Annotated in this window: 10 protein-coding genes; 1 reads left to right on the top strand and 9 read right to left on the bottom strand. The window is 41.3% G+C overall.

Annotation, left to right across the window (positions count from 1 at the left end; translation table 11 throughout):
• Positions 1-251: 251 nt before the first annotated feature.
• From NHG65_RS08010 to NHG65_RS07995, 4 genes are all read right to left on the bottom strand, one after another.
• Entirely contained in the window at positions 252-1,628 is a 1,377-nt protein-coding gene (locus tag NHG65_RS08010) for a TolC family outer membrane protein (protein ID WP_207975687.1), read from the bottom strand.
• 2 nt (positions 1,629-1,630) lie between these two features.
• A complete protein-coding gene (locus tag NHG65_RS08005; RefSeq protein WP_207975690.1) occupies positions 1,631-2,962 on the bottom strand; it encodes an HlyD family type I secretion periplasmic adaptor subunit in 1,332 nt (443 codons plus the stop codon).
• A gap of 54 nt (positions 2,963-3,016) precedes the next feature.
• Entirely contained in the window at positions 3,017-4,786 is a 1,770-nt protein-coding gene (locus NHG65_RS08000; protein ID WP_207975692.1) for a type I secretion system permease/ATPase, read from the bottom strand.
• Positions 4,787-5,170: 384 nt separating this feature from the next.
• Complete coding sequence (locus NHG65_RS07995; protein ID WP_207975694.1) at positions 5,171-7,777, bottom strand: beta strand repeat-containing protein; 2,607 nt, start codon at positions 7,775-7,777, stop codon at positions 5,171-5,173.
• Between the two features lie 664 nt (positions 7,778-8,441).
• On the opposite strand from NHG65_RS07995, the gene NHG65_RS07990 reads away from it, so the two are divergent.
• Positions 8,442-9,470: a glycosyltransferase family 4 protein gene (locus tag NHG65_RS07990; protein ID WP_337249667.1), complete on the top strand. Its 1,029-nt coding sequence runs from the start codon at positions 8,442-8,444 to the stop codon at positions 9,468-9,470.
• A 40-nt stretch (positions 9,471-9,510) separates the two neighbouring features.
• Here NHG65_RS07990 and NHG65_RS07985 read toward each other — a convergent pair whose 3' ends face one another.
• The 5 genes from NHG65_RS07985 to NHG65_RS07965 form a co-directional block, all read right to left on the bottom strand.
• Complete coding sequence (locus tag NHG65_RS07985; protein WP_207975698.1) at positions 9,511-10,515, bottom strand: acyltransferase family protein; 1,005 nt, start codon at positions 10,513-10,515, stop codon at positions 9,511-9,513.
• 198 nt (positions 10,516-10,713) lie between these two features.
• Positions 10,714-11,856: a glycosyltransferase family 4 protein gene (locus NHG65_RS07980; protein WP_207976463.1), complete on the bottom strand. Its 1,143-nt coding sequence runs from the start codon at positions 11,854-11,856 to the stop codon at positions 10,714-10,716.
• A 24-nt stretch (positions 11,857-11,880) separates the two neighbouring features.
• The gene (locus NHG65_RS07975; protein ID WP_207975700.1) at positions 11,881-13,071 is read right to left on the bottom strand and encodes a cellulase family glycosylhydrolase; all 1,191 of its coding nucleotides are present in this window, start codon (positions 13,069-13,071) and stop codon (positions 11,881-11,883) included.
• Positions 13,072-13,078: 7 nt separating this feature from the next.
• Positions 13,079-14,083: a glycosyltransferase family 2 protein gene (locus NHG65_RS07970; protein ID WP_207975702.1), complete on the bottom strand. Its 1,005-nt coding sequence runs from the start codon at positions 14,081-14,083 to the stop codon at positions 13,079-13,081.
• Entirely contained in the window at positions 14,073-15,035 is a 963-nt protein-coding gene (locus NHG65_RS07965) for a polysaccharide pyruvyl transferase family protein (protein ID WP_337249668.1), read from the bottom strand. The genes NHG65_RS07970 and NHG65_RS07965 overlap by 11 nt, the downstream gene beginning before the upstream one ends.
• Positions 15,036-15,043: the final 8 nt, after the last annotated feature.

The raw sequence follows: 15,043 nt of genomic DNA, 5'->3' as shown, positions 1-15,043 counted from the left end.
CGCCAACTTACCCACATCAACAAAAGTTACAAAAAACACATAAGATCACACAAAAAGCTGCAAAATTCGAAAGCTACCAAGCGCTCAAATATAAATTGCGAATCAGGTACGCCGAAAATGAAGCTTATCGGGTAGCCAAACAGAATGCGCTATTCTCTGCTAACATAGCGTATTCATGCAAAAAAGAGCAGCTTCGCACTGCTCTTTCAGATTAATACTTAGAGTGAAATGACTATTTGTCGCATTATTGTTCAACGCTTCATGGAAAAATACTGAGCCACCCGTTTTACATCACTTTCATCAAGCGTGCCTGAGTCACTCAGCAGTGTGATCCAGGATTTTATGTAGGTGTATTTGGCCGACGCCAGGTCACGTTGAGCACTGTACAACTGTTGTTCGGCATTCAGCACATCCACGTTGACACGCTGCCCCGCCAGCACACTTTGCCGGGTTGCCGTTACCTGAGTTGTCGCCGACTTCACGGCCAGTTCGTACGCGGCCAGCTTGGCGCGACTGCTGATACAAAGGTTATACTGCTTGCGCAGATCGTTCAGCGTGGTGCCGACCTGTGCATCCATTTCATACATCGCCTGCCCATATCGTGACGCCGCCTGGCGAGTCGATGCCGAAACGCCACCGCCAGCGTAGATCGGCACGCTTACCTGCACACCAATGCTGTCAGTACGATACTTTTGGTTAACCGTGTTATCGCTGCTCGAATCATTCTCCGAGTGCGAAGCATAGAGCTGTACCTGAGGCATAAAGCCGGCACGGTTTCTCTCCACTTCATATTTCGCCGCATCAACGCCGTGGCGTGAAGCTGCCAACATCGGATTATTCTCGATAGCAATTTTTTGCCACTCTTCAAATTTGGAAGGGATCAACGGCGCCACCTGGAATTTACCAGGACGCAACAGCTGTACGTCATCCAGTTGATTGAGTGGTATACCAATAATGACCTCGAGCTCACGCTGAGCCGCATCCAACGCATCACGCGCCTCAATCTCCTGCGCCTCTGCCAGGCTGTAACGCGCCTGAGTCTCAGAAACGTCGGTAATGGTGCCTTCCCCCGCACTCATTAAACGATCGTTCAGCGACAGCTGCTCTTTATAAGCCGCCTTTTGTGCCGAAGCCAATGCGATCTGGTCTTTGGAGTACGCCACCTCAACATAGGCGGAGATCACCCTCACGGCCAGATCGAGATACTTACTGCGGTAACGCTCATCCGACATCAACGTCTGCGCTACGCCGGCCTTGTAGCGTGCATAAGCCTCATAATCGAACAGCGGTTGTGTCAGCGTTACCGAGCTGGAATAGCTGCGATACTGCTGCCGCTTGGTGGTTTCGGTCACGTTGCCAAAGAAATCGCTTTGCGGATACTTTTGCGTTTGCCAGTTTCTTGGCGAGTTCTGGTAATTGAGCGATACCTTCGGCAGCAGCCCCGCCCTGCCGATGTTCTCGTTTTCATCTCCCGCCTCTTTCTCTTTTATAGCCGCCCGGAAGGTCGGATCTTTTTCAAGTGCCAGCGAATATGCGTCTATAATCCCTATCGAATGAACCGGCGCAGCTATCGCAAACAAGAGGGTACTGATAGCAAGGCCAGCAACCTGTCGTTTAAATTGAATCAAAATTATTCCTCGGTTAATGAAGTATGAGCGCGATCCAAAATAGGTTTAAACAGATAACTCAACAGTGAGCGCGAGCCGGTCTTCACAAACACCTCAACAGGCATACCCGGTTTGATGTCTTCGCCACTGAGCAATTTCATGCCCTCAGGAGAAACCGTGACCTGCATTTGGTAGTAGGGTTCGCCATTAGCCTTGTCAACCAAGCGGTCGGCAGAAACCAACGTCACCGTCCCCGGTATTTTCGGGGTCTTGTTTTGGTTGAAGGCGGTAAACATCAAATCCACCGGCAACCCGTCGTACACTTTATCAATCAGCTCTACCTTAAGGCGTGAATCCACCACCAACGTAGCCTGGCTGGGTACAACGTCCATCAGGTGGTCACCCGCTCCCACGACGCCCCCCTGAGTAAAGATATTCAGTCCTACGACTGTGCCATCCACCGGCGAAGTGATGGCGGTGTTACCGAGGTCAAAGTTCGCCATTTCCAACTTGTTTCTAAACTCGCTGGCATCCATCTGAGTCTGTGCCAATTGGGTCCTGACTTCACGCTGATAGTCGGCAAAGCGTTGGTCGATCCGTTGCTGAGACTCCAGTAACTGTTTTTGTACCTGACCAATTCGGCCGACGGTTTCATCGATGCTGCTGTTCACTTCCGCAAACTGACGCTGCACTTCCAGATAGCGGTTACGCGGTAAATAACCGTCAGCCGCCAGTTGCTTCATGCTGTTCATCTGTTCGCGCAGGCTTGAAAGCTGGATTTGCTTGTTGACCCTTGAGTCCTGCAAGCCTTTTAGCTGGAATCGCATGCCGTCCATTGACTGTTTATAACCGTCAACTTCGCTTTGTAATCCCTGGCGACGTGAAGAGAATAACTGTGTTTGCAAAGCGATGATTTCAGCCACCCGCGGCTGAGCCTGGATGGTTTGAAAAACAGGAGAAAAAGTGACTTTACCTAATCCATCACGCTCAGCCAGTAAACGGCCTTCGCTGGCCAGCGTGGTGTAATATTGGTCGCGAAGCGAGTCAACCTGAGCCTGGGCTTGCACCTGACTCAGTTGCACCAGCACCTCACCCGCTTTAACTTTGTCGCCTTCTTTAACCGTAATACTTTTTATGATGCCGCTAGCCGGTGCCTGTACGGTTTTACGGTTGCCAGAAACGGTAACCGAACCTGGTGCCGCGACCCCTTTATCCAAAGGCGCAAATGCGGCCCAGGCGAAGAAGCCAAACAGGCCAATCCCAACCACTAACCACCCCATGCGGGTAAAACGCCGCTCATCCTGTGGGATCTGTTCTGAATACGAGTCTTGCGGCTCGCCAATGTGCGTAGACATACCAACTCCTTTGACTGCAGGCGACGTTTTGACGTCGCCTGGCAAGTTCACAGCTTAATTAATTTGAGTTTTTGGGATATTGCCTTCGTCCGGCTCAGAGTTGACCGCACGTACCGCTTGCTGTGGGGTTTGCGCCTTCTGCTGCGCATTTGCCAGCGCCTGCAGCACCTGCTGCGTTGGGCCAAACGCATTGACGGTACCGTTCACCAACAGCAGCAGCTTGGTGGTCATCGACAACAGGTTGGTTCGATGGGTAATCAGGATCACCGTTTTATTTCGCTGTTTAAGGAACAGAATCGCCTGATTCAGCGCTTTTTCACCGGCATCATCCAGATTGGAGTTGGGTTCATCTAATACGATCAGGGAAGGATCACCATACAACGCTCGTGCCAGGCCAATACGTTGTTTTTGCCCACCAGACAAACCCGCCCCGCCGTTGCCAATGATCGAATCATAACCATTAGGGAATCGCAGGATCAGCTCATGGACACCGGCCAATTTGGCGGCTTCAATCACTTTCTCTGAATCAATATCGTTGAAACGAGCGATATTCTCGGCGATGGTGCCGGCGAACAGTTCGATATCCTGCGGCAAATAGCCAATGTAAGGCCCCAGTTCATCTTTGTTCCATTGGTAAATATCGGCGTTATCAAGCCGCACAATACCTTCACTGACCGGCCAGATACCCACCAACAAACGCGCCAACGTGGATTTACCGGAAGCACTTGGCCCAATAATCCCCAGCACGTCTCCTGGCTGGATCGCGAAGCTGACATTATGCAATACCGCATCACCTTTGGAGCCTGGTGGCGTGGCCGTCACACCCTCGACAGAAATGACACCTTCAGGGCGAGGTAAAGACATGCCCATACCGCGAGGTGGATGTTTATCCAGTAATTTCACCAGGCGTTGATAGGAGAGTTTGGCAGAGCTCCAGCTCTTCCAGACGTTAATCACCTGCTCGATAGGTGCCAGCGTACGCCCCATCAGAATTGAGCCGGCAATCATCATGCCGGGGGTGATATGGCCATCAATCGCCAGCCAACCGCCGAGCCCCAGAACCAACGACTGCAGTGAAAGACGTACGAATTTGGTGATTGAACTAACGGTAGTAGCACGCTCGCTGGCCACGCGTTGGCTATTCAGAAATCTCTGATGTAAGCCAAACCAACGTCGTTTTAGATTAGGTAACATGCCCAACGCTTCGATCACTTCAGCATTACGCAAATTTGTACTCGCCAGACTGCTGGACATGATCGATAGCTTGCTCGCCTCGCCCAGAGGTTTCTTGGAAACCATTTCGTTGACCACGGCCAACGCAACCAGCAGTAGTGACCCTACCAGGGCGAACAACCCTAACCATGGGTTAAACAGGAAAATCACCAGCAGGTAGATCGGGAACCAGGGTGCATCGAAGAATGCAAACAATGCGCTACCGGTCAGGAACTGCCGTACGGTGGTCAAATCACCCAGCATCTGGCCCGCATCGGAGGAACCATTTTTTAGATTGGATTCATAGGCGGCAGTGTAAACACGCGTATTCAAACGCATATCCAACTGACTGCCGATGCGGATAACAACCATGCTACGGACGTACTCCAGCAACGCCATCATGCCGAACATTCCGAGCATAATCAGCGTTAACATCAGCAAGGTTATTTCATTACGTGAAGGAAGCACCCTGTCGTAGACCTGCAACATATAGACAGATGGAACTAACATTAATAAATTGATAAATGCGGTGAATATGCCAACGGTCCAGAAAATTTTACTGCGTGTCCGTATAACATCCGCAATTTCATTACGCGGTATAAATTGATTCACTTTCTGCCCTTACATCATGTGCACTGTCAGTCCAATCCGCATTGATTTCTTCTAAGGAAAATCCTAAAAAAAATAGAAATAAAGAAAATCCTAAAGAAGCCCCCTCAAACATGCTCGAGACTGCAGATACTTTTTTTTAACTATAGGTAGAGAAAGTACAAACCAGCAAGGCGGAACCCAAAAAAAACTCGGGGACTCAACTCCATCAAAATCAGGGAAAACAAAAGGATGAAAGACATGAAAAATACAAGGGGATTATTGAGAGAAAGAATAAGTTAAAGATGATGACACCGATCACAAAATAAAATACGGGGAGGTTAACCTCCCCGTATTATTTAGCAGCTAACAGTTTCAATAGAAACTATTTCGCAGTAAAGCTTACACTCACGCGTAATGCAGAGTATCCAACAGTTGCTGATGATTTTGGCCAGTCAGGTAAACTACACTGTCGGCGATATCCAATGTGTGGTTATTGTTGTTATCAATAATCACATAAGAGCTGGCATTATCACCTGATCCACCGAACACCACAGAGGCCACGCCGACTTTTGCAGTCAACGCGTTACTGCTACCCAGACCAAGAATACCGCCCAACAAGCCGACAACACCATTGGTCAGGCCGCCCACCAAAGTCCCCAGCAGAGCATCCAGAGTGTCAGAAGCACGGGTGCCGTAATCTGCCACCGCAGTACCGGCGGCATCACCAGAGATGGTCAAAGCAGAAGCTGCGTCAACAATTTTATCTTTGGTACTGTCAAAATCAGTGATGGTAACACCAGCCTGAGTGTTACTGGACTTCAACTCATAGGTGTTCACACCGTTGCCACCGGCCAACGTGGTGTTACCCAGAACATTGAAGCTATCTGCAGCGCTGCTACCTTCGACTGTCAATTGGTAACCGTTCAGACCCAAAGTGGTCAGTACTGGTGCCAACAACGCGGTTGTTATCGCACTCAATGGCAGAATATTCAGCAACTGGACAATAATACCGTCACCAGTACCGGCATGGTTAGAGTTCAGGTCCAGGCCACCAGTATTAGCTGATGCGTTAATATCTCGCACATTGCTAAAACCACTGCCTAAAGTCAGATCCAGTAAGTGATCGCCTGTAACAGCAATGTTTTGCACCTGTGAGTTTGTGCCAGTCAGTGACAAAATATTGTCAAAACTACCGGTACCACCAGATGCAATATTCAGCGTGCTCAGCACGGTCGGTAACAATACGCTGCTGCTGCTGTTCAGTGCCAGGGAGCCGGCATTCACATCGGTTGAACTGACGGCATCGAAAGTGACGTTAAAGTGATTAGTGGCATTCTGCAGGAAAGTAATTTCCACGCTGCTTGCCGCCGTCGCATTTCCGGTCACTTCCAACTGCGCGGAGTTACCGCCGGCAGCATTAATAACTTTCACTGCCTCGGCCAAACCAGACAACACAAAACCTTGTGAGCCTATATTAGACGTTGCAGCCTGAACGACGTTGTTGGTCAGGCCGGTAGTGCTGGACTCAGAGACCGCATTGCCAGTTAACACACCAAAGTCAAAGGTATGGTTGGCGGCAGTTGAGCCACTACTTACTGTCCCTTTACCGATGTAACCAGCCAGATCAATTTTCTCAAAGTTGCTGAACTGGGCAGAGTTACTGGTAATAGTCGCAGTGCGGATAATCGCGTTACCGGACATCACCACGTTTTTGGTAATGAAGTTGGCAGAGATGGTATCAATGCCATTCCCCCCGTTAGCCTGCACGTTGGCACTAACGGTATTTGCACCACCAACGACAGCATTCCCCAACCATTTCAGGCTGTCATTACCTTCGCCGAGGTTAAACTTAGCGGTAGCCGTTGCAACGTTCGCCGCCGTGGTCACTAATACATCATCAGCACCTGAGCTGGCATTCAGGATAATGTTACCGTTATTTACGGTAACATCAACACCTGGGTTCACGCCGTTGTCCGACAGGTTTACCGTTGCTGCGCTGGTGCCGTTAATGGTCAGGTTTGCCAGATGATCGGCAAACTTCAGGTTAACAACAGTAGCTGCGTTGGCGTTCAACTGCACATTGGTCAGAACTGCTGTTTCAGCATTGCTGATCTGGTGTGAGCCGCCCGTATTCACTGTTCCGGTAGCATTACCGCCAGCTGCGGTGGTACTCAGTGAAGCCGCAGTCTTGTACAGCAAGCTGGTACCAATATCGAATTCAAATCCGTGCTGCTGGGTAACGGTGGCAGCATCAGTAGCTGTAGAACTTCTCAAGTTATTAATAATAGCCGATGTAATCGCTATCTTATCAGTCAAGCCACTATAGAGTGCTATTTCTTGCGCTGTAGGCTGCTCACCATAGACACCCAAATAAACATGCTTAATAAAATCCTCGCCTGTCAATTGAGCACCTTTTCTCTGGAACTCAACAGAACCAAGTAAGTTTTTTATCAATAGGTCAAACGATTTACCAGGTTGAAGTAAATAACTTGTCCATGAGTCCAAACCCAAAGCATCGATACCTCGATATGGAACAGCGAGATAAACTGATGCAACTTGTTCTTGTGACGCAAGTGCTGATGACCATTGGTCCCATGCAGCCGTACCATAGGATTTAAAAATAATTGGCTCTACATGCGAGTCGAGAGTTAACTGATTTTGTAACGTCCCGGAGTCAAGACCTTGATAATTAAGAAGAGAGTCAATGGCATTAAAAATGGCATCATTCAATGAAGTATTGTTCAGTATTTCCTGTAAATCGTTGGTTGCTGGTGAAGAACCGTAAACCTTTTCATAGATAGATTGCAAAATCTGGACTTCAGATTGAGTACCATAAAGAGCTTGACCAGCAGTGGATGTAAGCAGACTATCTATATATGATTGAAATGTAAGCTGCCCTTTACCTATTTTTAGAGCCGCATCATCAAACGCAACAACACCGGTGTAAGTTTCTTTGCCCAATACGGCATAGAGTATTGAGGCAACTTCCTTCTGGTATACTAGAGAAGCCATAATCGTATCCTTAGGATAAACGTTTAACTAAATAGTTAAAAATCAAACGAAAACATCACGCAAGGTGAGATCCTGTTCTCATTCAATAACAAAAACATGCGAAGCATGCCTGAGTAAGAAAAGTCCATAAAAAAAAAACTGTCAACCCAAAAGAGAAAAATGTCGAAAAAAAAACAAAAAGTAGCATGAAAAAACACACAAAAAAAAATCAAAGACATTAAATCCATTCTTCAACAAAAGAGTGCAGATAGTAGATTAGGCATCAATTTCTAAGCGCGAAAAGTGTAAAGGAGCGCTATAATAGGGATATGTATGCGTAATTAAACTAAGAATCAAGGATACGATCGTCCGCCATGCAAGCAATAATTACCATCAAACAAAATTAATAACAGGCTAATAAATATGCAGAGTAATGCACATGCGTGAAAATTTCTACCAAGACAAATATCCGATACTATTATTTCATGTCGATGATTTGGATTTAAAAATATAGAGTTATAACACATGAATGAAATATCATAAAGACCAAAAAGCGGACCTAAGTGCCTTATATAATAAACAACAAAAAATATAAAAATCCACAGCAAAGACCTTGCCTAAAATTTACAAGATACAATGTGAGATCTTTATGATATATGTTAACGCTCGATTTCTTACACAAGAGATGACAGGTGTACAAAGATTTGCAGAAATGATATCCTTACAGTTAAATAAAAAGATAGATGATATAATATTTCTTTGTCCACCAGGTGTTATCCGAGAGTCAATTGCTAAAGAACTGAATGCAAAACAGATAGGCTGGCGGAACGGGCATCTATGGGAACAATTGGAGCTTCCATTATACTTGGCAAAGCATGGCTTCCCCCTGCTTATAAATCTAGGTAGCACAGGCCCAGTGTTTTATACAAATAAAATAGTCACACATCATGATATAACTTATTTAAAATATCCAGAGAGTTACTCCAAGTCCTTCCTTGTTTTTTACAAAATAATAATTCCACTTATACTTAAGACATCCAAACACCTACTCACTGTAAGTCATTTCTCAAAAAAAGAAATAACAAGGACTTATAACTATCCAGATAAAAAAACATCAGTAATATATAACGCTGCTGGTGAAAACTTCAAACCAAAATGTATATCAAACCCACAAACATATTTACTTGCAGTATCCTCTCATAATTATCATAAAAACCATCATGGAATGATAAATGCGTTCCTTGAAGTATTAAAAAAATCACCTAAAAGTGAAGGTATAAAAATAAAAATAATTGGTCAAACAGCAAAATCATTCTCGAAACAAGGCTCTTGGATGGGAGGTGATACAGAAAATATAGAATTTTTAGGAAGGGTTAGTGATGAGGAGCTAGTTAAGCTTTATCAAAATGCAATGGCTTTCATTTTTCCATCGTTTTATGAAGGGTTTGGAATACCGCCCTTAGAAGCACAATCTTGCGGCTGCCCTGTCATATCATCAAATACTACATCAATGCCTGAAATATTGGCAGAAAGTGTACTCTATTTCGACCCACATGACATAGCAGATATAAGTCGGTCGATAAATAAAATCATAAATGACATAGACTTACGAAAAGAATTAATTGTGAAAGGTTATAGAAATGCAAAGAGATTCTCATGGGAAAAATCGACAAATAATTTAATTAAAGTCATTGAAAAACTTGATAAAAAATGAATTTATCGGGTGCTAAAAAACACCCGCCACAATTAAAAGATCACATTGACTTAACTTTAAGTTTTGTATGTGTCATTTTTCTTAATAGAACATTGACTTTATCGGAGAAAAGCTTCTTCATCAAGAACCCCACGATGAGAATAGAAGAAAAAGCAATGACATAATAAACAGTCAAATTATGGAACCCAATTTTACTCAATAAGACATATGTCCCAGAAAGGACTATGATATGGCAAAGATAAACCTCATACGAGATATCTCCAAGAATCTCAAGCCACTTAATTTTCAAATTATTAATATTAACAAGAGAAACAAATAGGAATACCGATGGAATTCCATCTTTGATAAACCTTGGTAAGGATAATTTATATAACAAAAAATATGTAGCGATAGCAATAACAAGGAAAATAATTGGGTTTACCGAAAGCTTATCTATTTTAAACAACAAGTACAATAATATACCGAAACAAAACTCAAGGGATATACTATCAGTAAGTCCAACTATAAACTCATTTTCACCTTGGTAAAAGGCACCTAAAGTAACAAAAGAAACTATCATAGTGATAGTGCCAATTGAAATAAAATATATATTCTTCAAAAACAAGAATGAAGCAAAAATAGAGTAGAATAAAAACTCGTAACATAGTGTCCATACAACTGGGTTTAAATATTCATATCCTTCTTTTTTTACTGGGATCAATGCAAAAGATTCCCAAAAAAATGTTCCAATAGAATTGCTATTAATAATAGATGGCTTTAATAAATACACAATAACTAGAGGGAAAAGAAATAAATAATGAAGAGGTAGTATCCTTATCGCTCTATTTTTTAAAAAAGACGTAAAATTGTACTCTTTTCTATCACAAACGTACATCATGATAAAACCAGATATTATAAAAAAAATATCAACGCCAATACTTCCTCTAGTGAATGAAAATTCAGTCATACCAACGGAAAATGCTTTCGCAGTTAAATGAGTAAACACAACTGAAATCGCGGCAATCCCTCTTAACCATTGGATTTGATCTATATTATTTTTTTGCATCCACCCCCCTCATTTGCTAATAAATAATTATAACGATGAAAATATGACAGTAATTTTCAACACCATATAAGATTCAGTCATAAAATCATATATCATTTAAGGACATTTAATCATTCCAAAGAAAACTTCCATGAAGTAGTAAAACTGCAATATTACACATCAATTTAATTCACCATCAGAAAACACATCATCATTGGCTTATCTTTCATTTTGGAAAAGATGCCATTTTTCATTAATGTAATCACTAATTTCATTTCTAAATCTGTCATCTGAAAATCTCAAGGCATTACTTCTGCAATTAACAGGTTCAAACACAGCAGAACTTGACTCAAAACCTTCCACGGCTTGTATTAATGAAGCTATATCTTGTTTCTCGAAAAAAACCCCGGTGGGTTTACTGTTACCTATAGGAATTACGGTTTCCAAGGCCCCGCCTCTACCATAAGCAATAACAGGAGTGCCACAAGCCTGAGCCTCAACAGGAGTTATACCAAAGTCCTCTTCAGCAGCAAAAACAAATGCCTTTGCCTTCTCCATATAACTCTTCATAACAGAATTTGTCTGGTAGCCTAGTATTTCAACATTACTGCTGGCCTTTGACTTTATCTTTTTCATTTCTGAACCATCACCGATAACAATTAACTTTTTATCTGGCATACGGCTAAAGGCTTCCACAATAAGATCTATTTTTTTATATGGCACCATCCGTGAAGCCGTAAGGTAAAAATTCTCTTTAACGTCACAAACGTCAAAATTACTTACAGAAACCGGTGGGTAAATCACATCAGCTTGACGTCCATATACTTTTTTTATCCGGCGGGCTATAAAATGAGAATTAGCAATAAAATGATCTACACCATTAGCAGTCCGACAATCCCATATTCTAATCTTATGTAATAACCAACGAACTAGAAAGCCTTTAATACCAGAATCTAAACCTGACTCTTTCAAATACTGATGCTGGAGATCCCAAGCATATCGAATAGGAGAGTGAACATAACTAATATGAAGTTGATTAGGACCAGTAATAACCCCCTTAGCTACTGCATGACTACTTGATAAGACTATATCATGCTTAGAAACATCGAGTTGCTCAATAGCGAATGGCATAAATGGTAAATAGTTTTGATATTTACGTTTAGACAAAGGGAAATTTTGTATCATTGAGGTTATCGCCTTCTTACCCTGAAAATTGCTTCTATCATTATCAGAGAGAAAATCGACTACAGAATATAATGTCGAATCTGGATATAAGTCTACAAACTCCTTAATAACTCGTTCAGCACCGGCATAAGTTACTAGCCAATCAGCTACGATTCCCAAATCATAATCTTTCAAGATGAACCTCTTTACTTTAAATTTATATTACTTTTTTATAGTACATAGCAAATCTTTTGCAGTTACCCTTTCACTGGGACAACTGACCTGCACCACTCCGGTATCACTACTCAAAAAATAACCATTCCAATCTTTACTCGTATTATCCAACCGATTATTTTTTACAGTACTTTGCCTCTTCCCGTTATTTTCCGAAGGTGAATAATTCCTAATAACCTCTCCAAGGACTTTAATTTGTTGAGCCGATTTTTTCTCTTGAAGGTCTTTTTTATAAAATCCGAAGTTATGCTCTTTGTTATCAACATTAGCTCCATCATTTACTAGATCATACCACCACACGCCCTTTATATAGCCAGTTTGCTTAGCTAATATTGAATACTCAATGACCCAATTCGCAGCATCAACTTCGCTAACCCCTCCCTTCCCAAAATATGTAGGATATCCCATTTCAGTAATATATAAAGGTATATCTTTCCCAGCAATATTCTTTATTTGTTCGGAAAACGATGAAATATTCATTATCGCATTTTTTGGAACATTGAGATTTTTATTTGCTAGCATATAAGAATATGGATGCAATGATATACCATCGACATAATTAAGTATTCCATTCTTAATCAAATCAAGCATCCACTTTCTGTCACGATGAACCAAAGGGTTAAGCGAACCCGTTATGATAATAGCATCAGGGTCAGCTTTCCTAATAGCCATTGATGTTTCCTTAACCAGCTTTAGATATATACGATCATCTGGCCTTTTATAATTTTTTGGCACCCCTGCCCCAACCAACCACTCATTCCAAATTTCATAGTACTTAACTTTCCCTTTATAGCGTGAAGCAGTCCAATGAGCATAATCAGCAAATTTTTTTATTTCATAGTCAGAGGTAGGATAGTTCCTATTCGTTATATTTTTATTACCGTAATCTAACACCAGAAGTATATTTACATTTTCCTTAGCAGATTTATTTATAACTTCATCAACCCTTTCCATTTTCCCATTAATTGCGTATTTCCCTGGCACTCTTTCAACCTGATCCCAAGTAAAGTCCTCTCTTATAGAGCTAAAACCAGTACCGCCAACTAATTCTAGGTATTTACCTCCATCACCTTCATAGCTCCTTAAATGTACACCGACCCCTAACTCAAAAGCTGAGCTATGTGTAGACCACATAAATAGTAAGACTAAAAAAAAAGCACCGCATTTTGAGTGAGACATATATCACCTATCTATGAGTTAATTTCCTGAAAATTTTCATGGGAATATTAATAACCTTGTACACTATAAAGTTATTTATTGCTATTTTTCCTAAGGGTGAAGCGAATTTTTCAAATAAAGTTAAAACTCTGCCATTAACTTCATTTGAAAGAGTAATGTTTGAACTCCTTTGAATAGATAGAATATTAATGAGATTTGCTCTAATCCTTTGTAAAAGCGCTTTCTTTGCAGTTAAATTAGAACACGAGGTTACTAATAAGTCCCCCTGTGAGGTTATAGCCTCGACATATCCAATTATATTCTGTTCCGTAAATTGAGACTGCATGATAGAGCCTTTCCTTATTCGTCTCAAAAAGAACACACGACTAGATACATATATTACTTTAGCTTTAAAAAAAAGTTGAGGTGTAAAATCTTCATCCTCATGAATTATTGGCTTGAATTTAAGTGAATTTCTTTGAACGATATCTTTTCTGAAAATATACATCCATGCATTAGGGTAAAACGTATTCTTCTTCGAAAGTTCAATAAAACAGTCTTCACCCGTTTTAAAAGAGCCCTCCACACCTCTAGAGTAGCTAGGGAGTTTCCTCATATTTTTTACATTTTCGCCATCAAAGTCATAAAAAGACTTTGCTGAAAATGCATAAATATCTAGATCGGAACTAACTTTTAGGGCCTGTAAAAATGCCTCAGTGAGTCCCTGAACTAATAAGTCATCAGAGTCGAAATAATATACATATTTACATCTAGCCAAAGACATACCAATATTTCTTGCAATACCCAACCCATTATTATTTGTAGAGTGTATTTCTATAAAATTATATTTTGCAAATTCTAAATTAAGTATTTCAAGTGAACTATCAGTAGAACCATCGTTGACAATTACAATTTGCGCTGGACGCGGATTAAGCGCGATCACTGAATTAATTGCATCTGACAAATAATTTTCAACATTATAAACAGGAATTATTACTGTAAGATCTAAAACATCTACATCTTCATTTTTCATTTGCTATCTCACAACCATCAACATCTTTTGTCCATGCATTATAATATCCCGAGTTTTTACCATAGGAATTATCAATTAACTTAGTTTTCATCCCTAAGAGACATGCGAGAATATGACCATGCATACGTGAAGTTACAATCTCACCATGCATCATAAAATATTCATTCATTCTTTTAACTAAACGATTGGTATAACCATACCAGATCGCATTTACAGGGATAAAGTTGATTTTAAACTTGTTATTTAATAACTCACCATGGTGACATATCTTTAAAATAGCACGATCTATTGCAGTACAAATGTCTTCCCAATCTTCAGCTATAATTTCTTCGGGCATAGTTACTAATTTTGTAGGGATTTCACTTATTTCAATATCCTTTCTCAACATCCAGAGCGTTTCATTTGACACATTAGATATGGACTGCTTAGGAAAGGAATCATATAGAGAATGTGCCATATCGGGACATAAATATGTTTTCTTGCTGAAATAGGAACTTAAGAGATTGAAACTTCGCTCATCTCGACAAAAAATATGTAGATTATTATGTTTTTCAAAAATTTGAGATGAAGCAATCATACTTTCTTTATTTGAGAAATGTACAGTTTGAGGAAGTATAATAATTTTATTTCCGGGATAATTTTCTATTACTCGCTCTCGTAATTTTTGATGTGCTGGATATAAATCACCGAAATTTCCACCACCATGCAAAACAATAATTACGTCGTCTGGAACTTTTTTATAATCATGGAAAAAACGATGGCTACCAAGATCAGAGTACCTTGCAACAACATTATATTCCATATTAGAGAAGAACTTCTCTGCTCCTTTAAGGATTAACAAGTCACCTACATTTAAATGCAAAGGATAATCCAAATAAATTATTTTGCTTTTTTTTGGGACTACCGATGTAATAATTGAGAGATTTTGATTTAACACTTTCATTTTATTCATAGAATACC

The organism is Serratia myotis, from assembly GCF_027474885.1.
GTDB classification, from domain to species: Bacteria; Pseudomonadota; Gammaproteobacteria; order Enterobacterales; family Enterobacteriaceae; genus Serratia; species Serratia proteamaculans.
The sequence above is the reverse complement of the archived record's forward strand: the minus strand, read 5'-3'. Positions and strand labels throughout refer to the sequence as shown.